At 73.7% G+C, this 26,897-nt stretch carries 18 protein-coding genes; 9 read left to right on the top strand and 9 right to left on the bottom strand.

Going from position 1 to position 26,897, the window contains the following annotated elements:
• Complete coding sequence (locus tag POL72_RS22415) at positions 1–3,957, top strand: serine/threonine-protein kinase (RefSeq protein WP_272097542.1); 3,957 nt, start codon at positions 1–3, stop codon at positions 3,955–3,957.
• A 1,083-nt stretch (positions 3,958–5,040) separates the two neighbouring features.
• Positions 5,041–6,042, top strand: coding sequence for a squalene/phytoene synthase family protein (locus tag POL72_RS50460; protein ID WP_272097541.1), 1,002 nt, complete (start codon positions 5,041–5,043; stop codon positions 6,040–6,042).
• Here the strand turns inward: POL72_RS50460 and POL72_RS22405 are convergent.
• The 5 genes from POL72_RS22405 to POL72_RS22385 all read right to left on the bottom strand — a co-directional run bounded on the left by POL72_RS22405 (position 6,030) and on the right by POL72_RS22385 (position 11,327).
• Entirely contained in the window at positions 6,030–6,398 is a 369-nt protein-coding gene (locus tag POL72_RS22405) for a response regulator (RefSeq protein WP_272097540.1), read from the bottom strand. The two genes, POL72_RS50460 and POL72_RS22405, sit on opposite strands and share 13 nt — an antisense overlap.
• Positions 6,395–8,617 (bottom strand): HAMP domain-containing sensor histidine kinase, encoded by a 2,223-nt coding sequence (locus tag POL72_RS22400; RefSeq protein WP_272097539.1) that lies wholly within the window; start codon positions 8,615–8,617, stop codon positions 6,395–6,397. Before POL72_RS22400 ends, POL72_RS22405 begins: the two co-directional genes overlap by 4 nt.
• A gap of 209 nt (positions 8,618–8,826) precedes the next feature.
• Positions 8,827–9,537, bottom strand: coding sequence for a glycosyltransferase family 2 protein (locus POL72_RS22395; RefSeq protein ID WP_272097538.1), 711 nt, complete (start codon positions 9,535–9,537; stop codon positions 8,827–8,829).
• A 95-nt stretch (positions 9,538–9,632) separates the two neighbouring features.
• On the bottom strand, positions 9,633–10,070 hold the full coding sequence (locus POL72_RS22390; protein ID WP_272097537.1) for a rhodanese-like domain-containing protein: 438 nt from the start codon (positions 10,068–10,070) through the stop codon (positions 9,633–9,635).
• 33 nt (positions 10,071–10,103) lie between these two features.
• Entirely contained in the window at positions 10,104–11,327 is a 1,224-nt protein-coding gene (locus POL72_RS22385; protein ID WP_272097536.1) for a DUF1015 domain-containing protein, read from the bottom strand.
• A 248-nt stretch (positions 11,328–11,575) separates the two neighbouring features.
• Here POL72_RS22385 and POL72_RS22380 point away from each other — a divergent pair, with 248 nt between their 5' ends.
• Both POL72_RS22380 and POL72_RS22375 read left to right on the top strand, forming a co-directional pair.
• The gene (locus POL72_RS22380; protein WP_272097535.1) at positions 11,576–13,234 is read left to right on the top strand and encodes a helix-turn-helix domain-containing protein; all 1,659 of its coding nucleotides are present in this window, start codon (positions 11,576–11,578) and stop codon (positions 13,232–13,234) included.
• Between the two features lie 76 nt (positions 13,235–13,310).
• Complete coding sequence (locus POL72_RS22375) at positions 13,311–14,750, top strand: glycosyltransferase family 39 protein (protein ID WP_272097534.1); 1,440 nt, start codon at positions 13,311–13,313, stop codon at positions 14,748–14,750.
• Between the two features lie 40 nt (positions 14,751–14,790).
• Here the strand turns inward: POL72_RS22375 and POL72_RS22370 are convergent, their stop codons facing one another.
• The gene (locus POL72_RS22370) at positions 14,791–15,813 is read right to left on the bottom strand and encodes an OmpA/MotB family protein (protein WP_272097533.1); all 1,023 of its coding nucleotides are present in this window, start codon (positions 15,811–15,813) and stop codon (positions 14,791–14,793) included.
• A 151-nt stretch (positions 15,814–15,964) separates the two neighbouring features.
• Between POL72_RS22370 and POL72_RS22365 the strand changes: the two genes are divergently transcribed.
• From POL72_RS22365 to POL72_RS22355, 3 genes are all read left to right on the top strand, one after another.
• Complete coding sequence (locus POL72_RS22365) at positions 15,965–16,918, top strand: LysM peptidoglycan-binding domain-containing protein (RefSeq protein WP_272097532.1); 954 nt, start codon at positions 15,965–15,967, stop codon at positions 16,916–16,918.
• Entirely contained in the window at positions 16,915–18,147 is a 1,233-nt protein-coding gene (locus POL72_RS22360) for a serine/threonine-protein kinase (protein WP_272097531.1), read from the top strand. Before POL72_RS22365 ends, POL72_RS22360 begins: the two co-directional genes overlap by 4 nt.
• A gap of 93 nt (positions 18,148–18,240) precedes the next feature.
• On the top strand, positions 18,241–19,686 hold the full coding sequence (locus POL72_RS22355; protein ID WP_272097530.1) for a choice-of-anchor D domain-containing protein: 1,446 nt from the start codon (positions 18,241–18,243) through the stop codon (positions 19,684–19,686).
• Positions 19,687–19,689: 3 nt separating this feature from the next.
• On the opposite strand, the gene ftsH is transcribed toward POL72_RS22355, so the two are convergent.
• A complete protein-coding gene (gene ftsH / locus POL72_RS22350; RefSeq protein ID WP_272097529.1) occupies positions 19,690–21,549 on the bottom strand; it encodes an ATP-dependent zinc metalloprotease FtsH in 1,860 nt (619 codons plus the stop codon).
• A 308-nt stretch (positions 21,550–21,857) separates the two neighbouring features.
• Here ftsH and POL72_RS22345 point away from each other — a divergent pair, with 308 nt between their 5' ends.
• Positions 21,858–22,817, top strand: coding sequence for a DUF58 domain-containing protein (locus tag POL72_RS22345; protein ID WP_272097528.1), 960 nt, complete (start codon positions 21,858–21,860; stop codon positions 22,815–22,817).
• Positions 22,814–24,943 carry a VWA domain-containing protein gene (locus POL72_RS22340; RefSeq protein WP_272097527.1) on the top strand — a complete coding sequence of 710 codons (2,130 nt, stop codon included), beginning with the start codon at positions 22,814–22,816 and terminating at the stop codon, positions 24,941–24,943. The genes POL72_RS22345 and POL72_RS22340 overlap by 4 nt, the downstream gene beginning before the upstream one ends.
• Before the next feature lie 123 nt (positions 24,944–25,066).
• Here POL72_RS22340 and panB read toward each other — a convergent pair whose 3' ends face one another.
• Together panB and POL72_RS22330 are read right to left on the bottom strand one after the other, a co-directional pair.
• The gene (gene panB / locus POL72_RS22335) at positions 25,067–26,014 is read right to left on the bottom strand and encodes a 3-methyl-2-oxobutanoate hydroxymethyltransferase (protein WP_272097526.1); all 948 of its coding nucleotides are present in this window, start codon (positions 26,012–26,014) and stop codon (positions 25,067–25,069) included.
• A gap of 235 nt (positions 26,015–26,249) precedes the next feature.
• Entirely contained in the window at positions 26,250–26,879 is a 630-nt protein-coding gene (locus tag POL72_RS22330; protein ID WP_272097525.1) for a GNAT family N-acetyltransferase, read from the bottom strand.
• Positions 26,880–26,897 lie beyond the last annotated feature (18 nt).

Genomic DNA, 26,897 nt, shown 5'->3' with positions numbered 1-26,897 from the left:
ATGATCACGACGCCGAGCTCGGGTCAGGCCAGGCACCCTCCGGATGTCCCGGTGTCCATCGGGCCGTGGCGGGTGCTCGCGCCGCTCGGCCGCGGCGGGATGGGGATCGTTTACCGCGCCCAGCACAGCATCACGGGCGCGCTCGCGGCGCTCAAGACCGTCAGCGTGGGCGACGAGAGCCTCGTCTCCAGCATCCGCCGCGAGATCCACGCGCTCCGGGGCGTCGAGCACCCGGGCGTCGTGCGGGTGCTCGACGAGGGGGTCCAGGGCGGGATCCCGTGGTACGCGATGGAGCTGATCGAGGGGCGCACGCTCCGGGATCACAACCAGGAGCGCTGGCGCGCCCGCGGGAGCGTGAGCAGCGAGCCGACCGTGAGCGTCTCCACGGCCATGGACGCGCAGGCCAGCACCGCGACGGCGGAGATCGCGCCCGCCTCGATCATCCCGCGCTCGTACCAGCCGTTCGCGCCGCGCCCGTTCCACCGCGCGGCGGGCGGCGCGCTCCGCCAGGCGCTGACGCTCCTCCGCGCGATCTGCCGGCCGCTCGCGTACGTCCACGGCCGGGGCCTCGTCCACCGCGATCTCAAGCCGGACAACGTGTTCATCCGCCCGGACGGCACGCCGGTGCTCTTCGACTTCGGCCTCGCTTTCCAGTTCGAGGGGAACACCGGGCGCGACGTGCTCCAGGCGGGCGGCAGGCTGATGGGCAGCCCCGACTACATGTCCCCCGAGCAGATCCGCGGGGACCTCGTCGACGCGCGCGCGGACCTCTACGCGCTCGGCTGCATGATCTACGAGGCCGTGACCGGGGGCGTCCCGTTCCTCGGCGACTCGAGCTCCGTCGTGCTGTCCATGCACCTCTACGCCGAGCCGCTCCCGGCCTCCGAGCTCGTCGCCGACGTGCCTCCCGCGCTCGACGCCCTCATCGCGCGGCTCCTGAAGAAGCGCCCCGAGGACCGGCTCGGCTACGCCGACGAGGTCGCGACCGCCCTCGCCGAGCTCGGCGCGGCCGACACGCCGCCCCCCGGCGGGGAGCGCGCGCATGTGCGCGTGCGCGTGCCGAAGGCGCAGCCGTACCTGTACCGGCCGCGCCTCGCCGGGCGCGGGGAGGCGCTGCAGAAGATCACCGAGGCGCTCGAGCGCGCCCACGAGCGGCGCCAGGGCAGCCTCCTCGTCGTCGGCGGCGAGAGCGGCGTGGGCAAGACGCGCCTCGCCGTCGAGGCGGCGCACCAGGCGGCGCTCATCCGCATGGCCGTGGTCACGGGCGCATGCGCGGCCGTGTCCGCCGAGGTCGAGCGCGAGGGCGCGGTCAAGGCCGCGCCGCTGCACCCGTTCCGCCCGCTCCTGCTCGCGGTGGCCGACCGGTGCAGCGAGCTCGGCCCCACGGGCTACGACGCGCTGCTCGGCCCGCGCGGCAGGGTCCTCGCGCCGCACGAGCCGTCGCTCGCCCAGCTCCGCGGCCACGACCGCTACCCGGAGCCCCCCGAGCTGCCGCCGGACGCGGCCCGCTACCGGCTGCGGACCGCGCTCGCCGACACGCTCGCCGCGTTCGCCGCGACGCGGCCCGTCCTGCTCGTGCTCGACGACCTCCAGTGGGCCGACGAGAACTCGCGCGCCGTCCTCGAGCACCTCGACGCGGACTACTTCGCGGCCCACCCCGTGGTCCTCCTGTGCGCGTACCGGACCGAGGAGACGTCGCCCGCGCTCTCCTCGCTCCTCGGCGCCCCCTGGGCCTCGCGGCTCGATCTCGGGCGGCTCGATCGCGGGTCGGTCGGGCGGATGGTGCGCGACATGCTCGCCCTGGACGAGCCGCCCGAGGCGTTCGTGCAGTACCTCTTCGAGCAGTCCGAGGGGAACCCGTTCTTCATCGCGGAGTACCTCCGCGCCGCGATCCAGGAGCGGGTGATCTACCGGGACGAGGCCTACGCGTGGCGGATCCGCGCGGGCGCCGAGGGCGCCGCCGCAGAGCGGCTCGCCCGCGCCGCGCGCGGGAGCCAGCCGCCCGCCCCGCTGCCGCTGCCGGGCTCGCTGCGCGAGCTCGTGGCGCGCCGGCTGTCGGGGCTGAGCCAGGGGGCGCTCGCGCTCGCGCGGCTCGCCTCGGTGCTGGGCCGCGAGCTCGAGGAGCGCCTGCTGCTCGGCGCCGCCGGCCTCGCCGAGGTCGACGCCATGGACGCGCTCGCGGAGCTCGCCCGTCGCCACGTGCTCGAGGAGACCGAGCCGGGGCGGCTCGGCTTCGTGCACGACAAGCTGCGGGAGATCGTCTACGCGGGCACCCCCGAGCCGGAGCGGCGGGCCCTGCACGCCGCCGCGGCGCGCGCGATCGAGCGGCGCCACCGCGACGCGCCGGGCCTCGCGCTGTCGTACCCGCTCCTCGCCCACCACTACGGCATCGCCGGCGCCGTCCAGAAGACGCTGGAGTACCTCGACAAGGCGGGCGCCCAGGCCCTCGCGACGGGCGCCTCCGGCGACGCGGTGGATTTCTACAAGAGGGCGCTCGACCTCGACGGCGCGCACCCTCCCGAGGAGCGCGCGCCGCCGCTCCGGCGTGCGCGCTGGGAGCGGCGGCTCGGCCAGGCGCACTACAACCTCGGCGATCTGCTCGGCGCGGAGCGGCACTGCGCGGCGGCGCTGGAGCTGCTCTCGCGGGACGAGGCCGCGTGGCTCCGCGCGGGGGAGCGCGCGGCGAGCGGTCGCGCGGGCCTCGGAGAGCGGCTCCGCCCGGCGATGGCCTCGCTGAAGCAGCTCGGCCTGCAGCTCGCGCACGTCGCTGGCCTGCCGGCCCCGGTCGCGCGCGACGCGGCCGAGCGCGAGCGCCTCGCCGAGGCGTCGCTCGCGGCGGAGAAGCTGTCGGAGACGTACCTGTTCCGCAACGAGCCGACGCTCGCCTTCCTGGCCGCGCTGGCGGCGACCAACGCCGCGGCGCGGCTCGGCCCGTCGCTCGCGCTCGCGCGCGGGTACGCGACCCTGAGCGTCGCGTTCGGGTATGTCCCGTGGAAGGCCGTCGTCGACGCGTACGCCGCGCGCGCGACGGCGGTCGCGGCGGCGCTCGACGACCCGCAAGGCGTCGCGTTCGTCTCGTGCCTGCGCGGGCTGACGGCGCTCGGCGAGGGCCGGTGCCGCGACGCGCGGGCGCTGCTCACCCAGGCCGAGCAGCTGGCCGAGGCGCTGCACGACCGCCGCCGCAAGGAGGAGTGCATCACGCTGCTCGCCGGCGTGGCGTACTCCGAGGGCCGCTGGAGGGAGGCGCTCGACCTGTACGGCGCGCTCGTGATCGCGTCGCGCGAGAGCGACAACGCGCAGGGCCACATCTGGGCGGAGAGCGGCCGCGCGCAGTGCCGGCTGCTGCTCGGCGACGGCGAGGGCGCGATCGCCATCTTCGACGCGCTGTCGGCCGAGGTGCAGCGGCTCGGCGACCGCACGCAGCAGATCACGCACGGCCAGGTCGCGCTGGGGCACCTGCTCCGCGGCGCGAACGCCGAGGCGCGCGCGGCCGCCGAGCGGACGCTCCCCATGCTCCGCGAGGGACAGCCGGCGGGCTACCACTGCCTGTACGGCTATGCGGCGACGTGCGAGGTGCTGCTCGCGCTGCTCGAGGACGCCCCCGGCTCGGCGGAGAGGCGCGAGCTCTCGCGCACCTCCGCGGAGGCGTGCCGCGCGCTCGGCCGGTACGCGCGCATCTTCCCCCTCGGCCGCTCGACCTCGCTCCGCCTGAGCGGCCTCGCCGCGTGGCTCGCCGGCGGCCGCGCGCGCGCGAGGCAGCTCTGGGCCGCGGCGATCGACGACGCCCTGCAGCGCGGCCTGCCCGTCGAGGAGGCGCGCGCCCGCTTCGAGCTCGCGCGGCACCTCCCGCGCCGCGATCCAGAGCGCGAGCGCCAGATCGCGCGCGCCGCCGCGGTCTTCTCCGCGCTCGATCTCCAGCACTGGCGCGACCGTGTGGCCAGGCTGCGCGAGCGCTAGGCCTCGCGTCCCCGACGAAGAGCACCAAAAACAGAGCGCCCATTCGACGGCGGGGGGGGAAGCCGTCACGGGCGCTCTGTCCTGCAGCTTTAGCAGGACACGGGCCAGGGCCCGACCTTGCTCGATTCAGGGGGTTAACCTTAAGGATGCTCCTGAAGTCTTTCGAACCTGAGATTCTCCTTTGCATGTCTGGTAGCCCGGCCCCCCACCGGCGGGCGGCCATCGTGCGCCAGCGACGCAACGGCGGCGGTGAGCGGCGTCACCGCGCCAGGAGCGCGCTTCGGCGAGCACCGACTCGATCGTCCACGTCCACCGGGTGATGGATGGGTGGACGTGGTTCCCGAGGGCCTCTCGTCCGGTCCATCCACTCTGTCTGGAGCGGACGCCCCTCGGGCGCACCGAGCGCGGATGACCGCTTTGGGCCGTGGTCACAACCACAGATCTGGGCCGTTCACCGCAGCGCGCACGGCGCGATAACAACCGCTGAATCCCCCCTGTCACGAGCGCGTCTAGCATCGCGTCCGGTCGCGAGTCGGAGCGTTTCCGTCGCGCCGTTCACCGCGGCAGACCGAGCAGCAGAGAGAGAGGCTCGCCCCCGGCGCTCACGCGCCGTCACGTGGGCACAGGTGCCATCCGCCAGGAACTCCGGGATAATCCATGTGCCTAGAACGCCTGACGTACCGCCGAGACGGAGCGAGAAGGGGCCGAGATGTCAGGCCATCACTGATGTTATCCGTTGGACAATGTACCGACCCAGGGTATACACCGACGATCATTGACGGCGTGTTCCCAACATACCGGCAAAAGACACAAGGAATCCATGCATTATCTCCGGCGCCCGTGCCCTGGACGACGAATTTCCGCGTCGACTGGGAGACGATAAGGCCTCATAAAGGAAGGCGAACGGGCGTCACCGCGCATCTCTCGGAGGATCGGAAAGTTCTACACGGTAGAGAGCCACCATCCATCACCGACGCAGGCGCCCAAAGCAAACAGGGCGGGCCACGTCCATAATCGCCAGTGACCGCGCGAAGCCAGGGCGACACCGGCGACAAGCACGTTCAACGTGCGGCACTCGACATCGTGAAACCTATTCAACACATCTCCTCTCGACTGCCCTACCTGCCCGCTGCTGCACCGGCATCGGAGCAGACTCCCTACCAGCCGATCTCGGCGATCGTCGGCTCATCGCACTATCGCGCCCTGTCGGACGACGCGTTGAAAGACGAGGACAACGCCGCATGGGTGCTCGGCCTCACGCCCGACGTGAAGCGGGCGTGGCTCGACCGCATCCGCTGGATCCGCATCGTCGATCGCCTCGCCGAGAACGAGCGCATCGAGCCGCACGCGCGGCGGTTCAGCCGCTTCATGGTGGCGTGGAGGCGCGTCCGTTCCTGCGGCTTCGTCGATCCGTGCTGCCCCTTCGCCCGCGAGCTCTCGGCCATCCACGCGCTGTGGCTCCGCGGCCCCGCGCCCGATCGTCCCGACCCGGACGACATGCAACCGCGCGCGCTCGCCGCCTGGGACGCCTACCTGCTCGCCCTCGCCGACTACCACGCTCCCAGCCTGCTCATCCGCACCCTGAAGGAGCACGACACGATGCTGGTGCGGCTGTCAGGCCATATCTTCCAGCTGGTTCCGTTCCTGACGAAGGAGCACTGGGACGCGGCCGGGGAGTTCGGTCGGCTCGATCAGTTCTTCAACAACCTGAGGGACATGCAGGAGGACGCCGATCGCGGCATCTGCTACCTGCCCGAGGAGGAGCTCGCGCGTTATGGGGTCACGCGCGCTCAGGTGATCTCCGGACGGTGCGTCGATACGCCCGGATACCAGGCCCTGATGCGGAACTGGCTCGATGAGGTCATGCCAGCGCTCTACGCGCGCGCCGCGCCGTTCATCGAGGCGCGCGGCCTCCACCCCTCGCTCCAGATCATGAGGGAGTGGAGCCTGCGCCGTTATGCCCGCATCACACGGGTGTTCCGCGCGACCGGCTTCGATCACCGCCGGTTCCCCGCGCGGTACTGGGCCGAGGTGCGGCGCGACCTCGCCGAGCGGCGGCAGCTCCTCCGCGCTCACCCTGTGTAGCGCCTCACTGTCGAGAGGAGCGCGTCCGGCTCGAACGGCTTGCCGAGCCACGCGTCGGCGCCGACCTCGGCCGCCCGCCGGTGCGCGTCCGCCGCGGCGGTGAGCACGACGATGGGCGCCTGACGCCCGTGCCGGACCTCGAGCTCACGCGCGAACTCCGGGCCGTTCATCACCGGCATCTTCATGTCGAGCAGGATGAGATCCGGCAGGTCGTGCTCCAGCTTGGCCAGCGCCTCGCGACCGTTGCACGCGATCTTGACCCGGTACCCGCCCTCCTGGAGCACGAGGGCGACGAGCGCCACGAGATCCGCATCGTCCTCCACGAGGAGCACCGTCTTTGCGTGTCTGTCGCTCATCGTCGATCGGCCGCGGGGGCCTCGCTGCTGAGTGGAAGGGTGAAATAAAACGTGCTGCCGCTGTCCTCCTCGCTCTCGAACCAGATACGGCCACCGTGACGGGTGATCATGTCCTTCGCAAGGAACAGCCCTATTCCCATGCCGCCGTAGTCGTGTCGGGTGTCCGTGTGCGCGCGGAAGAAGCGCTCGAAGATCCGCTCCTGCTTGTGCGCGGGGATGCCGACGCCCCGGTCGCGCACGGACACGACCGCCTCGTAGCGCGGCGCCGCGCCGTGGCGCTGCGAGAAGAGCGCGGCGTCGCAGGAGGACGGCGGCGACGACGCCGCCGCGCGCTCGGCGACGGCGACGCGCACGTCGACGTCGCCGCCGTCGGGCGAGTACTTCACCGCGTTGTCGAGCAGGCTCGCGAGCACCTGGCGCAGCCGCTCCGGATCGGCGCGCACGACGGGCGGCCGCTCGGCGTCGAGCGACATCCGCACCCGGTGCCGGCTCGCCGACTTCGCGACGCGGTCGACCGTCTCCTGCACGAGCTCCTTCAGATCGACGTCCTCCTCGGAGACCTGGAGCACGTCGAGCGTGACCTGCGAGATGGCCAGGAGATCGTCGACGATGCGGTTGATCCTGTCCGCGCCGCGGTCGATGGCCTCCAGCATCTTGCGGCGCGGCGCCGGCAGATCGTTCGTGTTGCGCAGGAGCGCGAGCGCGTATCCCTTCATGATCGCGACCGGCGTCTTGAGCTCGTGCGCGCCGACCCGGATGAACTGATCTTTGACGAGATCGAGCTCCATGAGCTCCGTCACGTCGCGGGCGACCGCGACCGCGCCGAGGACCGCCCCGCCCTCGCTGCGGATCGGCGCCGCGCTGGTCCGCAGGAAGACGTCGCGGCCCGCGCGGCCGTCCGCGAGCACCTGCTCTTCCTGCACGATGGTCTCGCCGGCGAGCGCCCGCACCATGGGCAGCTCCTCGCGCGTGAAGGCGCGACCGTCGCTGTGGCGCACCCGGCCGAGGTCCATCACCTCCTCGACCATCCTGCCGGCCTGCTCCGAGCGGCCCGAGAGGCCGAGCAGCCTGAGCCCCGAGGCGTTGATCATCGTCAGCCGGCCCTGGCGGTCGCACGCGAACACCCCCTCGACGAGGTTGTCCAGCACGGCCCCGAGCTGCGCCGCGCGCTGCGCCGCGTCCTGCAGCAGGCGCTCGCGCTCCGCCAGGTAGCTCCGCGTGCGCCGGGACGACGCCTCCAGGCGATCGACCATCGCGTTGACGCCACCCGCCAGCGCGCCGATCTCGTCATTGAAATAGACCGGGATCCGCTCCAGCCGGTCGACCTCGCCGCGCTGGACGATCTTCTGGATGACCGCGGCGACCTGCTGGAGCGGGCCCGCGAGGGCGCCGGCGAGGAAGCCCGCGCAGACGGGCGCCCAGGTGACCGCGACCATCGAGAAGATCGCCAGCGTGAGCTTCAGGCCGGGCTTGGCCGGCCCCGCCGTCTCGCCGAGCACCATCGCCGCCATCCAGCTCGTCGGCGCGATGGCGAGGCAGGCGCCGAGGATCACGAGGCGGACGGCGAGCGAGTATCCCTTGCCGGGCATGGAGAGGCCGCGCTCGCGCGCGATGAGCGAGATCACGCCGGCGGCGGGGGCGAGCAGGCGGCCGAGGATGCTGTAGGCGAGCGGCAGCGCGGCCGCGAACAGCGCCAGCGCGAACAGGGCCAGCGCGACGCCGCGCTGGACGCCGAGCGGGCTCTGGTCCGGCGCGATGAAGTAGAGCGCCACGGTGACCGGCAGGTACAGGAGCCCCCACGACACGGCCCAGACCGTCGCGAACGCGAGCGGGGTGTCGTAGGCGGCGCTCGCCGCGGCGAGGACGACCTCCTCCGGGGGCGCCGCGCCGCCGCTGCTCGAGTCCTCGAGGCCCGCGCCGCTCTGGAGGCGATGGACCACGGCGTACTGCCGCAGCCGCTCGATCGGGCGCAGCATGTGGACGAGCAGCGCAATCAGGCCCCCCGTCTTGACGAGGTACATGAACCCGATGAGCCCGAGCAACCGCGCCTGGACCGCCGAGTCCACGACGCCGAGGAGGCGCAGGTGAGCGACCGGGACAAGCAGGCTGTACGGCAGCTCGATGCCGAACGCATAGGCCACGACCCGAGGCGTGAACGACGGAGTCCGCGACCTCCCCGGATTCCAGATTCTAGCCCAGGCGGCTCGGCTGATGGCCACGTCCGTCACCCCCCTTGTTGAAGCATGGCTGCGGGGTTCGCGCCTCTCGGGCCCCCTCCGCGCCAAGTCGATGAGTCAGGTCGCCAGGCAGCTTTGCTATGAAAACCAATGAGCGAGTTGTCGACCGTTTTACGCAGTGGCACGTGTCGATTCGATCGACTCCAACTCACACGTTCCGTCCGCGCCCGGGCGCTCTGCGGTTTTCCTGATCAGCTCAGGGACTGCCCTATGGCGTTCCTGGCGATCAGGAAAAGAATGGTAAACACGTGGCGCGCGCGCAGGCCGCTCGCCTCGCCGCGGTAGACGGGACGCACGCTGACCTCGCGGACGCGGAGCCGGCGAGCCGCGAGGGCGGCGAGCAGGTCGTTCGGATACCCGTAGCGGGGCCAGAGGCCGTCGAGGTCGAGCGCGTCGATCGCGCGCGCCGAGATGGCGGTGTACCCGCACTGGCTGTCGGAGAGGGCGTCGAGCCGCGCAGCACGGCGGGTGAGCGCGGCGAGCGCCGCCGTCGCGGCGAGCCGCTGGAGAGGCATGACGCGCCACACGTCGGGGTGGCGCAGCCGATCGCCCTTCACGTAATCGGCTTCGCCCGAGGCGATCGGGGCGACGACGCGCGGGAGATCGCGCGGATCCATCTGCCCGTCGCCGGCCATGACCGCGACGGCCGAGGCGCCGAGGGCGCGAGCGCGCCGGTAGCCAGCGACGATCGCCGCGCCGACGCCGCGGCACTCCGGGTGGACGAGCACCTCGAGGCGCTCGTCCCCGACCGCGCGGGCCATCTCGGCCGTGCCATCTCGACTGGCATCGTCCACGACGATCACGTGGTCGACAAAGGCGGGGACCGACCCCGCCGCCTCGGAGATCCATCGCGCTTCGTCCCGCGCGGGGATGACCACTGCGACGCGCGCACCGTGGAGCACGCGGATTCCTAGCGGAGCGAGCGGCCTCCGGCAACGCGCTCGGCGCTGCGACGGCGCGCTCGGCGCCGCGGCGCGGGCCGTGCGCGCCGGACGTATTACTTGCCAGCGCTCTTGCGGAGCTCGGCGTACGAGCCGCCGGGCGTTGTCGTCTCGGCGGGCAGCCCGGCCGGCCCCCACCCCGGCTCGGTGATCGCGCCGAACGCGTCGCGCGGCCCATCGAAGCCGGCGCGTTGCTCGATGACGGCCGTGTAGCCTGCCGACACCATGGCCTCTGCCGCGCGCATCGAGCGCTGTCCGGACTTGCAGCCAACGATGATCTTCGCGTCCCTGGGATAGAGGGCGCGGACCACATCGAGGAAGTCGGGGTTCTGCTTCATGCCGCCGGCGCCGGCGTGCATGAGCGGCACGTTGTGCGCGCCGCTCGGGTGCCCGGCCGCATATTCGGGCTCGCTCCGGACGTCGAGGTAGAGATACCCCTCCTCGTCGATGAGCTTCTTGGCCTGCTGGGGGGATATACGCTTGATGTCCGCCATGGGGCGCAGTCTAGCCCCGGCGCGGCGCGCTCGTCAGAACGTATGAATGAAGAGCCCGCTGCGGAGCTTCGGCTCGAACCACGTGCTCTTCGGCGGCATGAGCAGCCCTGCGTCGCTCACCGCGAAGAGCTCGTCGATCTGCGTCGGATAGAGGTGGATCGCCATCGTGAACGCGCCCGAGTCGACGCGTCGCTCGAGCTCGGCGACGCCGCGGATGCCGCCGACGAAATCGACGTGCTTGTCGCGGCGGGGGTCGCTGACGCCGAAGATCGGGCCGAGGATCTGGTCCTGGCAGATGGAGCAGTCGAGCGAGGCCACCGGGTCCTTCGCGTCGAACGACCCCGGGCGGACCCTGGCGGTGTACCAGCGACCGCCGAGGTAGAGCCCGAACGTCCGCGGGCCGGCAGGGGTCGCGGCCGCGCCGTCCCTCGCCGGCGCGATGTCGAGCCGCTCGCCGAGGGCTGCGAGCAGCGCCTCCGCGCTGCGGCCGGCGAGGTCCCGGACGACGCGGTTGTACGGCATGATGTTCATCTGGTCGTGCGGGAAGACCACGGCCAGGAAGACGTCGTGCTCGCCGCCGTCGCCCCGCAGCTTCCTGTGGACGCGCGCCGCCGCGGCGCTGCGGTGGTGGCCATCGGCGACGTAGAGCGTTGGGATCGCCTGGAAGCGCTCCTCGATGTCGGCGGTCGCCGCGCGGCCGAGGACCCAGAGCTTGTGCTCGACGCCGTCCGTGGTCGTGAAATCGTAGATGGGCGGCGACTGCAATGCCTCCGCGACGGCGCGGTCGATGCCCGCGTCGGCGCGGTACGTGAGGAACACCGGCTCGTCGTGGGCGCCGAGCTCCTCGATGTGGCGGGTGCGGTCGTCCTCCTTGTCGGGGCGCGTCTTCTCGTGCTTCTTGATGACGTCCTGCTCGTACTCGGCGACCGCGGCGCAGCCGACGACGCCGATCTGCCGGTGATCACCCATCCTCTGCGCGTAGAGGTAGAGGTGCGGCTCCGGGTCCTGCGCGAGGTCGCCGCTCGCGATGAGATCGGCGAGGTTCTGCGCGCCGCGGGCGTAGACGGCGTCGTCGTGCTCGTCCGTCCCCTCGGGCAGGTCGATCTCGGGGCGGGAGACGCGGAGGAAGCTGTGCAGGCCTCCCGCCGCGAGGACGCGCGCCTCGGCGGTCGAGATGACGTCGTACGGCGGGCTCGCGACGCGAGCCGCCTGGGCCTGGGGGGGTCGGTAAGCGCGGAAAGGTCGGACGGTGGCCACGGAGAGCGCCTAGCCCAGCGGCCTGGGCGCGTCGAGGCGGCTCGCGCGGCGGGAGCCGCGGCAGGCGGGGCGGGCGGACCGCGCGCGACGGTGCGGGGCCCCGGCGACGGCGCCGAGCCCCGGCGACGGCGACGCTGATGGCCGCGCGCGGCGCGTGCTAGGAGGGACACGCGCCGCGAGCCGCTCGCATCCGCTCGCCGCCGCACCATCCCGCCCGCGCACCACCGCGCGCCGCACGAAGAGGAACCTTGTCCAGCTCCGGTGAGTCCTACCCTCCGCCGCGCTATTCGACCCTCCCGCCCGGCTCGGCGGACGACGACCTCCCCCTGCCGGGCGAGATCACCTCGTTCTCCAGCTCGCGATCCCGGCGCGTGATCGCCGTGGGGGGCGGCCGCGGGGGCGTGGGCAAGGCGACGCTCGCGGTCAACCTGGGGGTGTACTTCGCGCAGCTCGGGCGCGACGTGATCATCATCGACACCGACGCCTACAGCCCGGGGCTGCACGCCGCGCTGGGGATCGAGGCGCCGCCGCTCGTCACGCGCGAGGACATCGAGGAGGGCAAGGCCGAGCCGATCGCGACCACGGTGCCCGGGCTCCGGCTCGTCCCGACCGCGTACGATCCGATGACGGCCACGCCGCACCGGCCGAGCCGCGCCGCCTACTGGATGAAGATGATCCAGGAGCTCGACGTCGACTACGTGATCGTCAGCCTCGGCGCGGCGACCGGCTCCTCGACGCTCGACCTCTTCCTGCACGCCGACGTCGGCATCTGCGCCACCACGCCCGAGCCGCTCGCGGTCGAGCACTCCTACCGCTTCTGCCGCGCGCTCTACCAGCGCACCTTGCGCCGGGCGCTCATGAAGGAGCGCTTCAAGATCCGGCTCGTGGAGAAGGTGGCCGCGTCGCTCCCACCGCTCGCGACGCCGCGCGACTTCATCATGGAGGTGAAGCGGTTCGACGAGGGGGTCGCGTCGCTCGCGGCCGCGCAGCTGCCGCGGGTGAAGCCCCACCTCGTGGTCAGCCAGACCCGGCACCGCTCGGACCTGGAGCTCGGCCCCGCGATGAGCGCCGTCTCGGAGCGCTTCCTCGGCATCTCCCTCGACTACCTCGGGCACATCGAGCACGACGACGCGGTGTGGCTGACCGCGCGCCGGCGCCAGCCGCTCCTCATCGACAGCCCGACCTCGAAGAGCGCGCGCAACCTCGAGCGCGTGGCCCGGCGCATCCTCGCGCTGCTCGCCGCGCGCGACTCCCGCCCGGCCGAGGCGCACGCGCGCGCCCTCGCCGCCGCCTCGAAGAGCGCCGCGCCGCTGACGCTCTACGACGCGCTCGGCCTCGCGCGGACGGCCGCCGACGACGAGATCCGGCGCGCCTACAAGCGCCAGCGCGACACCTACCGGGAGGGGAGCCTCCCCGTCGTCAGCGTGCTGAGCCCCGCGGTGCTCCAGAAGGAGCAGGCGCGCATCGAGGAGGCGCACGACACCCTCCTCGATCCGGTGCGCCGCCGCGCGTACGATCTCTCGACCTACCCGGACGATCCGCGCACGCAGCTCGGCCCGGTGCGCGCCGAGAACGCCGCCGCCGTGGCCGAGCTCGCCATGCTCCAGGCCGAGCTCGCGCGCGAGATCAACGCCGAGACGCAGTTCAGCGGCGCGCTGCTCCGCAAGGTGCGCGAGTCGCAGGGGGTCGAGCTCACCGACATCTCCCAGCGGACCAAGATCTCGCTCGCGCACCTCCAGGCGATCGAGAACGAGGCGATAGGCGACCTGCCAGCGACCGTCTACGTACAGGGATTCGTTCAGGAAATTGCCAAGTACCTGCGGCTCGATCCGGCGCAGGTGGCGAAGACCTACATGCGTCGCCTGCGCGAGATCTCCGCGGGCGCGCGCGCCAAGCCGCATGGCTGAGGCGGCGCGCGCCAGCGACGGGGCGGCGCGACTCGGACGTGGGCGCGGCGAGTACGGCGGGCGCGACGGGCGCGGCATGTCAGAGCGCGCCGGCGGGGATCTCGCGTTCTCGGCGCTCGCTTTCGCGCTCGCGCTGCTGCCGCGGCTCTACGTGGCGATCGCGTGGGCGCGCGAGCCCGTGTGGGACGGCCATTACTACGATTTCGGCGCGCGCCGCATCGCCGCCGGGCTCGGCTACTCGGACGATCTCATCGTCGGGGGCCAGGCGGTCTGGCATCCGTGGTGCCATTACCCGGTCGGCTACAGCGGGTTCCTCGCCCTCGTCTACCGGCTGTTCGGCGCCGGGCCGCACGTGGCGACCGTCGCGAACGCGGTGATCGGCGCGCTGCTCGTCGTCGTTGTCCACCGCCTCACCCGGTACGCGACGACGCCGGCGCGCGCCCGCGTCGCGGCGCTCCTCGCCGCGCTCTCGCCGGGGCTCATCCTCTATGCGGCGCTCCTCATGACGGAGCCGCTCGCGGCGCTCGGCCTCGTGACGGCGCCGTGGCTGCTCGCGCGCGACGCCGCGCGCGGTCGCCCGGCCCGCGGCGCGGTCCTCGCGGGCGTGGCGCTCGGGCTCTCGGCGCTTGTGCGGCCCCAGAGCCTGCTCTGCGCGCCGGCCCTGGCGCTGCTCTCGTGGCGGGGCGCCGGCGGGGCGTCCGGCGGGGCGCGCGCCGCGTGGAGGCGCGGCGCGCTCACCGCGGCGCTCTCGGCCGCGACGGCCCTCGCCGTGGTGGCGCCGTGGACGATCCGCAACTGCCGCGTGATGGACGGCTGCGCGCTCGTCTCGACGAACGGCGGCTGGAACCTCGCCATCGGCGCGTTCCCGCGCGCGACGGGCCGCTTCGAGACGCTGCGCGCGGGCGACGGCTGCCCGATCGCGCGCGGCCAGGTGGCGCAGGACCGCTGCTGGATGGCCGCCGGGCTTCAGTGGATCAAGGATGATCCAGGTCGCTGGCTGGCCCTGATCCCGAGGAAGCTGGGCTTCACCTTCGATCACGAGTCGTTCCCGATCGGCTATCTCGGCGAGGCGGACCCTGGGGCGTGGCCCGAGGAGCGGCGCGCGGCGGGGCGCAGCGTGCTCACGGCGTCGCACCTCGGCCTGCTGTCCGCCGCGGCGCTCGGCGTCGTGGCGATGCCGCGGCGGAGGCCGCGGCGGGAGCTCGCCGCGCAGCTCCTCGCGCTCGCGGCGGTGCTCGGGCTGGTCGCGCTCGGGGTGTTTGGCGACGGGCACGCGTTCTGGCCGCTCGCGGTGGCGATCCCGCTGATCGCCGCGCTGCCGCTGCCGGGCCGGCCCGCGAACGGGGGCGTCGTCGGCTACCTCGCGTTCGCGGTCGCGTCGGTGGCGCTGACGCACGCCGTCTTCTTCGGCGAGGACCGGTATCACATGGTCGTGACGCCGGCGCTGTGCATCCTCGCGGCATGCGCGCTGCGGCGTGGCGAGGCGGCGGCCGCGGGGCAGGCGGGCGATCGGTGATGTGACGCAGGCGGCGCCCGGAGGCGCTGGAGGCGACCCGTCAGGGCTTTGGCGCTGCCCCGCTCGGGCCGCCTGCTTTTTCCTTCTCCGACGCTTCCTGGTCCATCACCAGGCCGATCTCGATCCGCCGGTTCTTCGCCCGCCCCTCCGCGGTGGCGTTCGTCGCCGCCGGCGCGAACTCGCCGTATCCAGCCGCGGACAGGCTCCCGGGCGCCATGCCCTCCGCGATCAGCGCCTGGACCACCGCCACAGCGCGGGCCGCCGACAGCTCCCAGCTCGACGGGAGGCGCGCGCCCTTCCCCTTCTTGCTCTTCGCGTCGCCGCCGTCGTCGGTGTGCCCGGCGACCTGGAACCTGTGCTCCGGCATCGTCCGCAGCACCGCGGCGATCTCGGCCAGCACCGCGCGCCCCTCGCGCTGGATCTCGGCCTTCCCCGCGGCGAAGAGCGTATCGCTCGGCACCTCGATCACGAGCTGCCCGGCGCGGAGCCCGACACGGACCTTCCCCGCGGCGACGGCGCCCTTGAGCCGGTCCACGGCGTCGCGGATCCCGGCCGCCCGCGCCTCCGCCGCCGCCTGCTTTCGGCGCAGATCGTCGAGCTTGGCCCGCGTCTCCGCGAGCTCCGCCGACAGGCTGCCCCGCTCCCCGGCGAGCTGCCCCACGCTCTGCCCGGCGCTCCGGAGCCGCGCCGACAGCTCCTCGTTCATGGCGACGAGCTCGTCGAGCCGCCGCGCGAGCCCCGCCTCGGCCGTCGTCGCCTCGGACAGCCTGAGATCGCGCGCCCGGAGGTCGTCCGCCAGGCGCGCCAGCTCCTCCTCGATGGCGGCGACCTGCGCGGACCGCTGCGCGGACTCGGCGCGGGCGCTCTGGGCCTCGGCCCGCGCCTTGTCACCCGCCTCGCGCTCTCTCCGGATCTCCGCGCGTGCCTCGTCGTACAGCGTCTGCCGGACGAGGCAGCCCGGCGTCGCCAGCCCCAGCAGGCCGGCCGTGAGGAGCCGCGCCGCCGCAGGCGAGCGCCGCGAGAGCCACGTCGGGATCCTGCCGGCCGTCGTCGTGTCGTTCATGCGTCGCGCGCACTCTGGCACGAAACGACAGGCGCGACGAAATCGTGGCAAACGTTCCCCGCGAGCCGTCGCGAGCGGTCGCGAGCCGTCCCACAGCGCGCGAACCCCTGGTACCCTCGGCGGCGTGATGCCTCGGCGAGCTTGGTTTTCCGTGGGCGCCCTCGCGGCGACGACGCTGGTCGGCAGCGCCGCGGCGGCGTTCCCGCACGTCGTCCGCGAGGGCGAGACCCTCGCGCAGATCGCGGAGCGCACTTACGGGCGCGTGCAGATGGAGCAGGTGCTCGTCGCCGCGAACGCGCTCGACGCGGGCGCCGGCGTGCCGATCATGCCCGGCCTGCGGCTGGAGGTGCCCGCGCTCGGCCACCACCGCGTCACCGCGGGCGAGACCTGGGCGATCCTCGCGGAGCGGCTGCTCGGCACCGCCGACCGGAGCGACGTCCTCGCGCTCTCGAACGACACGTGGCCCTGGCTCGAGCCGACCGACGGGCAGGAGATCATCGTGCCGTACAACCTGCGGTACGTCGTCGGCCAGCACGACACCCTGCTCACCATCGCCTATCGCTTCCTGGGCAAGCGGGACCAGGCGTGGATGCTCGACAAGTACAACCACCTCAAGCAGGACCCGCTGCGCCGCGGCATGGTGATCCTCGTCCCGCTCACGGATCTGCCGCTCACGGCCGAGGGCAAGGCCGAGGCCGCGAGCTCCGGCGCGCTTGTGCGCTCCGAGGGGGCCGGCCGCGCGCGCGACGCCCAGCGCCGGGTCGACGCCGAGCTGCCGCAGCTCGCCGGCGACGTGCGGAGCGGCCGCTACATCGACGCCGTGGCGCGGGCGAGCCGCCTGCTCGGCTACGGCGATCTCGCCCGGGTGCAGATCGCCACGGTGCAGCGGCACCTGCTCGAGGCCTACGTCGCGCTCGACGCCACAGGGCTCGCCGAGACCGCGTGCGCCGCGTGGCGCGAGGCCGATCCCGCCGCGCGGCTCGATCCCATCGAGCTCAGCCCGAAGATCGTGCGCGCCTGCACCTCGTCGACGGAGCTGCACCTCAGGGCGCCTTCGCCGGATCCCGCGCCGCCGATCCCGGCGGACGCGGGCGGTGGGCGGTGACCTCGCAGCAGCCCGCGCCCGATCGCCTGCCCGCCGGGCACGGCGTCGCGTCGCGGTACACCGTGGAGTCCGTCATCGGCGAGGGGGCCTCCGGCGTCGTCTACCGCGCCACCCGCGACGAGGACGGCCAGCCCGTCGCGCTGAAGGTGATCCACAGGCACCTCTCGGGAACGCCGCAGATCTTCAGGCGCTATCACCGGGAGGCCGCGATCCTGGAGCGCGTCGAGGGCCCTCACGTCGTCCGGATGCTCGACTTCATCGAGGAGGGCGGGCTCCTCGTGATCGCGCTGGAGCACATCGACGGCAGCTCGCTCGAGGAGCTCCTGCGGGACCACGCGCCGATCGGGATCGACCTGGCGATCGAGATCGCCCTGCAGATCTGCGCCGCGCTGGAGACCGCGCACGCGGCGGGCGTGGTGCACCGCGATCTCAAGCCGGCCAACGTGCTCATCGAGCGCCCGGGCGAGCACGCCGCCGCGCCGTCACCCTTCGCGGGCCGCGTCCGCGTTGTCGATTTCGGGCTCGCGAAGGTGGTGCACGGCGAGCAGCAGACGACCGGGCTCACCGAGAAAGACATGATCTTCGGGACGCCGGAGTACATGGCGCCGGAGCAGGTGCGCGGGGAGGACGTCGACCCGCGCAGCGACATCTACGCGCTCGGCTGCATCCTCTACGAGATGGCGGTCGGCGCCGTGCCGTTCAGCAAGCGGACGCCCATCGCCGTGATGACGGCGCAGATCGCCGAGCAGCCGCTGCCGCCGCGCGCCAGCGAGCGCTCCGGGCTCATCTCGGCCGGCCTGGAGGCCGTCATCCTGAGGGCCCTCGCCAAGAGCCCTTCCGAGCGGCACCCGAGCGCCAGGGCGTTCGCCGACGCCCTGCGCGCCTGCCGCGAAGAACGGCGCGTCGTGCACCACACCCCCGCGAGCCTCGCGGACGCCGTCTCGATCACCGATCTCGCGCTCGAGCGGACCGGCCTGGATTACGCCGCGCCTCTCCAGGACGGTGCTTCCGCCTCGGGCGTTGGCCACGTCGGCCAGCCGGTTACGCGTTCGGAGAGCGCGGAGAGCAGGGCGCTCCCCGAACGCGCGGCCGCGGTGGTCCGCGAGACGCCCGCTATCGCTGCACCGACGGCGGGCGGCACCTCGCGTGAGCTCATCCTCTGGACCGTGGTGGCCATTCTCTGTGCGGCCGCCGGCATCGTGGTCGGCACGTTGTTCGGGGCGCGCTAGAGCGCCGCCGAAACGCAGCTGGGCCGCGCCTGGCGCGCCGCCATCGGGGGTGCGGCTATGGCGTGGAGCGCGAGGATCGTGGTAATCGTTCTCATGCGTTCCTCGCTGTCCGGCGGCGCTGCCCTCGCGGCTCTCCGCTCTGCTCGGCCCCGGCGGCGGCGCGCTCTCCCCTGCGTCGCCGCCGCGCTCGCCCTCTTCGCCCCCGCGGCCGCGTCGGCCTACGACTCGCTCGCCGTGCCGTGCGCGGACGATCCGCTCCATTGCGCGCGGGGGCCGCTCACGTTCCAGCGCAAAGACGCCATCCCGCTCGAGCTCGACTTCGATACAGGCTGGGTCCCGCCGGGCTCACCCCTGCAAGTCAGCCTCGGGGCGGCGGTCTACGCCAACACCCAGGTCTCGTTGAGCGGAGCGCTCGAGGCGTCATGGCCAGAGGCGCTCGCGCTCAAGGCACCAGGCGCCCCGGACGGAGGCGCGTTCAGCTGCGATTACGGACTCGATGTCAGCGCACAGGGACGCATCAGCATTTCCGTCCTGGGCCAGGACGTCGACTGGACGGGCGATATCCCCTATGTGCCCCAGATCGATTTCCAGGTGCACGCCCGCGAGCAGTTCGACGCGTGGGGCTGGGCGCCGGGCATCACGCTGGAGAGCTCCACCGAGCTGCAGCGCATTGCGTCCGTGTCGCTCGGCGACGTCATCGGCGGCTCGATCCCCGGAATCGACGGGAGGTTCGAGCTCGACATCGCGATGGACGTCGCGGCCCGCTACACGACCCATCGCGTGGCCATCGAGACGCTCGATCAGGCCACGGTGAGCGGAGGCGACGTCACCCCCGAGGGCGGAGCCTCCTCCGTGGACTACCTGGGAGGCCCGTCGGTCGAGCTCAACGTTCGTCCGGAGGGCTCGGTGCGGTACGACGGCACGCTCCACCTCGTCCCCGCGTTCAGCGTCATCGTGCTGGGCCGCTCGTGGTCGATCCCGCTCGTCGACATCCCGCTCGCCTTCCCGCTCACCGAGCGGGAATGGGTCTTCGAGAGCGAGCGCGTCCATGTGCCGCTCCCGGACCTCGCGCTGGACAAGCAGGAGATCGATTTCGGCGCCGTGGAGGTGGGGCAGGCCAACGTGGAGCTCGTCCGGCTGTCGAACACGGGGGAGGCGCTGCTCGATGCCGTCGTGACGACCGACGACCCGGAGAGCTTCGAGCTCGCGGACGCGGCGCTCGGGATCGACCCCGAAACGGAGGTCGACTTCGCGATCCGCTTCGCGCCGAAGGCGAGCGGCGAGCTCGCGGCGACCGTCCTTGTCGAGTCCAACGACCCCGACCGACCCGTGCAGATGATCGCGGTGCGAGGGATCGGCGTCGGCGAGCCGGAGGCCCCGGCAGGCAGCGGCGAGCTCGCGGAGGAGGACGGCGGCTGCGCCTGCCGCGCGGCCGGCGGCGCGCCGCGCGAGGGCGCCGGCGGCCGGGCCTGGGCGGCCGCCGGCCTGTCGCTGGCCGCGCTCGCGGGCGGCCTGAGGCGCTGGCGGCGCGCGGCCTGAGGCTCACGCCGCGCTCGGCGGGCCCACGGCGATCTTCCGGCGCGTCGACACGGCCGCGATCTCCGCCAGATCCTCGCCGCGCAGCGTCTCCTTGAGCACGAGCGCATCCGCGACCGCCTCGAGGCCCTCGCGGCGATCGACGAGCAGCTGCTTGGCCTTCAGGTACATCTCGCCGAGCCGCTCCCTCACCTCCTCGTCGACCTCGCGGGCGGTCTCCTCGCTGCACGTGCGCTCCTCCTGGATCACGCCGAGCATCGGCGCGCCGACGGTGCGCGCGAGCGCGGCCAGCCCGAGGCGCCGGCTCATCCCGAGGCGGGTCACCATCTCGCGGACGAGCGCCGTGGCGCGCCCGAGATCGTCGTGCGCGCCGCTCGACACCTGCCCCAGCGCGATCTCCTCCGCCGCCCTGCCGCCGAGCATCACCGTGACGCGCGACTCGATCTCCTGCTCGGTGGCCAGCTGACGCTCGTCGCGGGGCACCTGGATCGTCACGCCGAGCGCGCCGATCGTGCGGGCCACGATGGACACCCGCTCCACCGGATCCGCTGCTGGCAGCGCGAGCGCGACGAGGGCGTGCCCGGCCTCGTGGTAGGCCACGCGCCGCCGCTCCTCCGCGGTCATGATCTGCCCGCGCCGCCGGAGCCCGAGCTGCGAGCGATCGAGCGCCTCGTCGAAATCGGCCTGTCCGATCTCCCTGGCGCCGCGCCGCGCCCCGGCCAGCGCGGCCTCGTTGACGATCTTCGCGAGATCGGCGCCGACCATGCCCGACGTGCGGCGCGCCACGAGCCCGAGATCGACGTCCTTCGCGAGCGGCACCCGCCGCGCGTGGACGGCGAGGATCGCCTCGCGGCCCCGCAGATCGGGCCGATCCACGATGACCTGACGATCGAAGCGCCCGGGCCGCAGGAGGGCCGGATCGAGCACCTCGGGGCGGTTGGTGGCCGCCATCAGGATCACGGTGGTGCGCGCGTCGAAGCCGTCGAGCTCGGCGAGGAGCTGGTGGAGCGTCTGCTCTCGCTCGTCGTGGGTCGCGAGGGCGCCGAGGCCGCCCCGGGTCCTGCCCACGGCGTCGATCTCGTCGATGAACACGATGCTGGGCGCGCTCTTGCGCGCCTCCTCGAAGAGCTCGCGGACCCGCGCGGCCCCGAGCCCCACGAACATCTCGACGAACTCGCTCGCGTTCAGCGAGAAGAACGGCACGTTCGCCTCGCCCGCCACCGCCCGCGCGAGGAGCGTCTTGCCGGTGCCGGGCGGCCCGATGAGCAGGAGGCCGCGCGGGATCCGCCCGCCCAGCGAGCGGTACCTCGAGGGCTCCTTGAGGAAGTCGACGACCTCGACGAGCTCGTCCTTGGCCTCATCGACGCCGGCGACGTCGGAGAAGCGCACCGGATCCTGCTTCGATCGATCGTAGATCTTCGCCTTGCTGCGCAGGAACCCGAGCGGCCCGCCGGCCCCCTGCCCCGCCCGCCGCAGCATCATGAAGAACGCCGCGTTGATGAGGAAGAGCGGCAACAGCCAGATCGCCACCTGCATCCACACCGACGTCTGGGGGTTCTTCGCCTCGATGTGGACCTGCTGGTCGAGCAGCGCCCTCACGATCGGCTCGTCCTGGACGCCGGGCAGCCGCGTCACGCGGACCTGCTCCTCCGGTCGCTGCGGGCTGGCGCGGCGGACCAGCTCGATCTCGTCGGGCTTCACGATCGCCGAGGAGATCTCCCCGCGCCGCACCTCGGCGACCGCCTCGTCGTACGGCACGAGCGGGCGCCCTCGTGACCTGACGATCCCGGAAAGGACCAGGATCCCGACCGCGATCAGCAGGTACCCGAGCCACGCGCGCGACGCCGGCCTCTTCTCGTCAGCCATTCCACGGAGCTGATGTGCGGCGGGCGTCGCCTCGGCAAGCCCTCGCCCCCGGAAGAACGGGAAAGCCCACGAGAAAGCCGCGCGAGGGAGGGAGCCCAGGAGCGTCCCCGAGCGCGGCTCAGCGCCCCTGGCGCGCAGCTGCCGCGCCTCCGATGCACGGCAGCGGCGCGTCCACCCGCGGCGCCGACGCGCCGTTGCCGCGCGTCCACCCGCGGCGCCGACGCGCCGTTGCCGCACGTCCACCCGCGGCGCCGGCGCACGGCTGGCGCGAGGTGATCGCCCCGTGGATCCAGGCTAAGAAGCGGACCGTGCCGCTCGCCTCCGATCGCGCCTCGCTCGCCGCGTTCCCCATCGACTGGGGCGGCCTCGCCCCGCTCCGCCTCAAGTCGCGCGCCGTCGCCGAGGGCGTCTACGCCGGGATGCACCGGAGCGTCCGCAAGGGCGCGGGCGTCGAGTTCGGCGGCCAGCGGCCCTATGTGCCCGGCGACGATCTCCGCTTCTTCGATCGCCGCGCCCTGCTCCGCCACGATCGCCTCATGGTGCGCGAGTTCGAGACCGAGACCGATCGCGCCCTGTGGCTGTGCGTCGACGCGACCGCGTCGATGTCCTACCGCGGCCGGCGCGCGCCCGGCGCCAAGCTGGCCTACGCGGCGCTCATCGCCGCGGCCATGGCCCGCGTCGCGCTCGCGACCGGCGACCCGGTGGGGCTCGCCTGGCTCGGCGGCGCCGGGACCCACGGCCTGCCCGCGATGGCGGGGCGCGAGGCGTTCGAGCGGATCGTCGGCGCCCTCGAGGCCACCTCCGCCGCCCAGGACTGGAGCGGCGACGCCGGCGCCGTCGAGCGCGCGCTCGCGCCCATCGCGAAGAAGGCCCGCCGCGGCGCCGTCGTCCTGCTCATCTCGGATCTCATCGATCTTGCTCATGAATCCGGCGCGGCCCCGTCGGGCGCCGACCGCGCGCTCTCCGCGTTCACGTCGCTGAGCACCGGCGGCCGCACGCTGATCGCCCTCCAGGTCCTCGATCCCAGCGAAGCGGCGCTCGACTTCGAGGGCAACGTGCGCCTCCGCGCCCTCGAGGGCGGCGCGGTCGTGGAGGCCGACGCGGGGGCGGTCCGCGCGCAGTACCAGGCGCGCCTCGCCGCCCTGGCCGAGGGCTGGTCGCGGGCGCTCGCGTCCCGCGGCGGCCGCCTGCTCCGCGCGACGAGCGCCGATCCTCCGACCGACGTCGTCCGCGCGCTCGTGCAGGCGATCGCCGAGGTGCGCCGATGAGCTTCGTCACGCTCGGCGCGCTGCTGGTCGCGCTGCTCGTCGGCGCGCCGATCGCCGCGCACCTCCTGCGCCGCCGCCGCGCCGAGGAGCGGCCGTTCCCGCCGGCGCGCCTGGTCCCGCCCACGCCGCCGACGGCGCGGCGCCGGAGCCTCCTCGAGGACCGCGCCCTCTTCGCCACGCGGGCCGTCTCGGTGCTCGCGCTCGCGGTGCTCGGCGCCACGCCGCTCCTGCGCTGCTCGCACCTGTCGCTCAGCCGCAGGGCCGGCGCGTCGGTCGCGCTCGCCATCGTCATCGACGACTCGCTCAGCATGCGGGCGCGCACGGACGGCGCCGAGGGCGCCGCGCGCGAGGGGCGGTCGAGCCAGGCGTCCTCGCGGTTCGAGCGCGCGCTCACGGCCGCGCGCGAGCTCGCCAGCGGCCTCGCTCCCGGCGACGCCGCAGCGCTCGTCCTCGCGGGCGCCCCGGCCCGCGTCGCCCTCGCATCGACCACCAACCTCGCCGCCGTCAGCGAAGCGCTCGCCGCGGCGGCGCCGTCGGACCGCGCAACCGACATCGACGGCGCCCTCGCGCTCGCCCGCGATCTGCTCCGGGGGCTCCCTCAGAGCGACAAGCGCATCGTGCTCCTCAGCGACCTCGCGGACGGCACGCCCGGCGCCCCGCCCATCTCGGGCACCCCCGACATCGCCACGTGGGTGCCGCTCCAGGAGCTCGAGGCGACGGGCCAGGACTGCGGGATCGTGCGCGCCGATCGATCCGGCCAGAAGGCGCGCGTCCGCGTCGTCTGCACCGCCGCGTCGACCGCGGCGCGCGGGCCCGACATCGCCGTCGCGCAGCGAGACGGCGGCGCGGACGTGCCGCTCGCCGCGGGCGCCTCCGCCGCAGGCGCCTCCGCCGCGGCGGGGCGATCCCTCGAGGTGCGCGCCGGCGACGCCGTGCTCGGCAAGGTCGCGCTCGATCCGGCCCTGCGCGCCGAGGAGCTCTCGATCGACCTCCCCGCCGGGGCGCCCGAGATCCTGATCGCCGCGCTCACCGGCGGCGACGCGATCGCCGAGGACGACCGCGCCCCGATCATCTCCGCCGGCGGCCCGCTCTCGATCGCGGTCGTTGTCGACCCCGCGACCACGCACGTCGAGACGGGCGGCCCGCCGCCGCTCGAGCAGGCCCTCTCGGCGCTCGACCTGGACGCGCAGATCAGGCCGCTGCCCTCGGTCCCGGAGCACGCGGATGAGCTCGCCGCGCACGCCGGGCTCATCGTCGATGACGCGCCCGGCTTCACGCCGGAGGTGCGCCGCTCGCTCGCCGCGTGGGTCGAGCGCGGCGGCGTCGCGCTGCTGACGCTCGGCCAGCGCGCGGCCGCGGCGCCGCTCGGCGCAGGGTTCGAGCCGCTGGTCCCCGGCGTCGTCCGCTGGTCGGCCTCCCCGGTGCCCGGCGTGGATCCGGCGACGGCGGGCTGGCTCGGCCCGTCCGCGCCCGGCCTCGCCGACGTCGCCCCGCGCGGCCGGGCGACGCTGGGAGCCGAGGCCTCCGAGGGCGCCGAGGTGCTCGCGCGGTGGGCGGACGGCGCCCCGTTCCTCGTGCGCCGCCCGCTCGGGCGCGGCGTGGTGCTGTTCATGACGCTGCCCCTCAGCACGGAGGAGAGCGACGTCGCGCTGCGGCCCGCGTTCCTGTCGCTGCTCGACGGCTTCGTCGGCGCCGCGCGCGCCCGCGGCGGCGCGCGGCGCCTCTCCGCGGGCGAGGTGTGGACGTTCGACGGCTACCACGACGTCAAGGTCGAGCGCGTGCGGTTCGATCGCGACGGGGCCCCGCAGGGCTCGCGGTCACGCGAGGCGCTCCCCGTCGCCGAGGTCGAGCGGCGCCTGCGCGTGTCTCCGCCGCTCGCCGGCCTCTACGAGCTCACCCTTGACGGCGAGCGCTCGACGCGCGTCGTGTCCGTCCCGGAGCGCGAGATCGACCTCCGCCCGCGGCGCGTCGCCGAGAGCGCCCGCGCGGCGGAGCTGGGCGGCATGGCCGCGTCGATCGACGGGTCGCCCTACGTCGCGCTGCTGCTGCTCGGATTGCTCGCGGTCGAGCTCCTGCTGCGCTCCATCGCAGGGCGGCAGGAGCCGGCGGAAGGCCGGGCGAGCTGAGGCCGGCCACCGCGGGCGCGCTCCCCCGCGCGGAGCGCGCGCCTGCCGGCGCGGAGCAGCCGGGCGTCGAGTCGAGTCGAGTCGAGTCAATCGACCGCACCGCACCGCACCGCGCCGCCGCGCTCAGTGCGTCTGCCAGTGCGGGGGGATCTCGTCCGCCGGCGCGAACTCGGGCTTGGCCGGCGCGGCGGGCACGGTGGCGGCCCGGCGAGGCCCGTTCGGCTTGAAGCTGTGCTCTGCAGCGGGGAACGTGCGCGACTGGACCTCGTCCACGTAGGCGCGCGTCGCCTCCACGATCTGATCGCCGACCTCGGCGAAGCGCTTCGCGAACTTCGGCGTCAGCTCGCGGAACATCCCGAGCAGGTCGTAACAGACGAGCACCTGCCCGTCGCAGCCGGCCCCGGCGCCGATGCCGATCGTCGGGACGGAGACCGCGGCCGTCACCTCCTGCGCGAGATCCGGCGGGATGGCCTCGAGCACGATCGCGTAGGCGCCCGCCTCGTCGAGGATGCGCGCGTCGGCGATGAGGCGCTCGGCCGCCTCGTCGCCCTTGCCCTGCACCTTGAAGCCGCCCATCGCGTGCACCGACTGCGGCGTGAGCCCGAGGTGACCCATCACCGGGATGCCCGCGGCGACGATCCGGCGCACGTGCTCGGCGATCTCCTCGCCTCCCTCGAGCTTGATGCTCTCGAAGCTGCCCTCCTTCATCATGCGCCCGGCGTTCTCGAGCGCGTGCATCGGGGAGAGCTGGAAGCTCATGAACGGCATGTCGCCCACGACGTGGGCCCGCCGCGCGCCGCGCGCCACCGCGCGCCCGTGGTAGCAGATCTCCTCGACCGTCACGGGGAGCGTCGTCGTGTGCCCCTGCACGACCATCCCCAGCGAGTCGCCGACGAGCAGCAGATCGGCGCCGCCCTCGTCGAGCAGCCGCGCCATCGTGAAGTCGTAGGCCGTCACCATCGCGATCGGCGAGACCCCTTTGCGGGACCGGATCTCGGGGACCGTGACCTTCGTCGAGCGCTGCGCTGGCCTGCGTGCGCTGCCGCCACCGTTGCCTTGCGGACCGTACATGTGCCTCCGGGTCGCGGCCGCACTCGCGGTCCACGCCTCGCGACAAGCTAGGGCGGCACCCGCTGCGGGGCAAGACGCGGCGCGCGGCCGTCGCGGGCGGGCAAGCCGCAATCTTCAGCGTTCTCGCCTGGTTACCGATCGGTCGCCAACCGGTCGCCGGCCGCCCGCGGCGTGCGGCCTGGACGCCGCGCAGCGGCCCCTGCGGCGCGGCGGCGCGATCGCGGGAGCGGCCGGATCAACCGTGGCGCGGGCCGGCGCCGCGGACGGGGTGCGCCGTCCCTGTCGTCCGCGAGCCGCCCGGAGGCGCGGACCTCGGGTTGGTCAGCGCGGTCAGGACGTGATCGCGCCAGGCGCCGTCGATGAACAGGTAATCGCGCGCGTACCCCTCGACGGCGAAGCCGAGGCGCCGGAGCAGCCGGCCGCTGCGCTCGTTGTGCGGCAGGTAGTTCGCCATCACCCGGTGGAAGCCGAGCGTGTCGAACATGTACGCGATCCCCGCCTCGATCGCCTCGAACATCAGGCCCGAGCCCACGGCGCGCTGGTCGAGCGAATAGCCGAGGGTCGCGGCCTGGAAGGCGCCGCGGACGAACTGCGTGAAGTTGCAGACCCCGATCACCTCGCCGCCGGGCGCGCCGCGCCACTGCAGCGCGAGCCGGAGCGCGCGATCCGCGGCGAAGTCCTCGTGGTCGCGGAGGAGGCGCTCGCGCCAGAACGCCTCGGTGTAGAAGCCCTCGGGGCGCGGCGGATCCCACCGCGCCAGGTGGTCGCGGTTGCGCTCGAAATAGGCGAGGTAGCGGCCAGCGAGCTCGACGGAAGGGATGAAGAGGCGCAGCCGCGGGGTCTCGATGCAGACGGGGCTCTTCAAGGGGCCTCCAGCGCGACG

It is taken from the genome of Sorangium aterium (genome assembly GCF_028368935.1).
GTDB classification, from domain to species: domain Bacteria; phylum Myxococcota_A; class Polyangia; order Polyangiales; family Polyangiaceae; genus Sorangium; species Sorangium atrum.
This window is presented reverse-complemented; position numbering and strand designations above follow the sequence as displayed.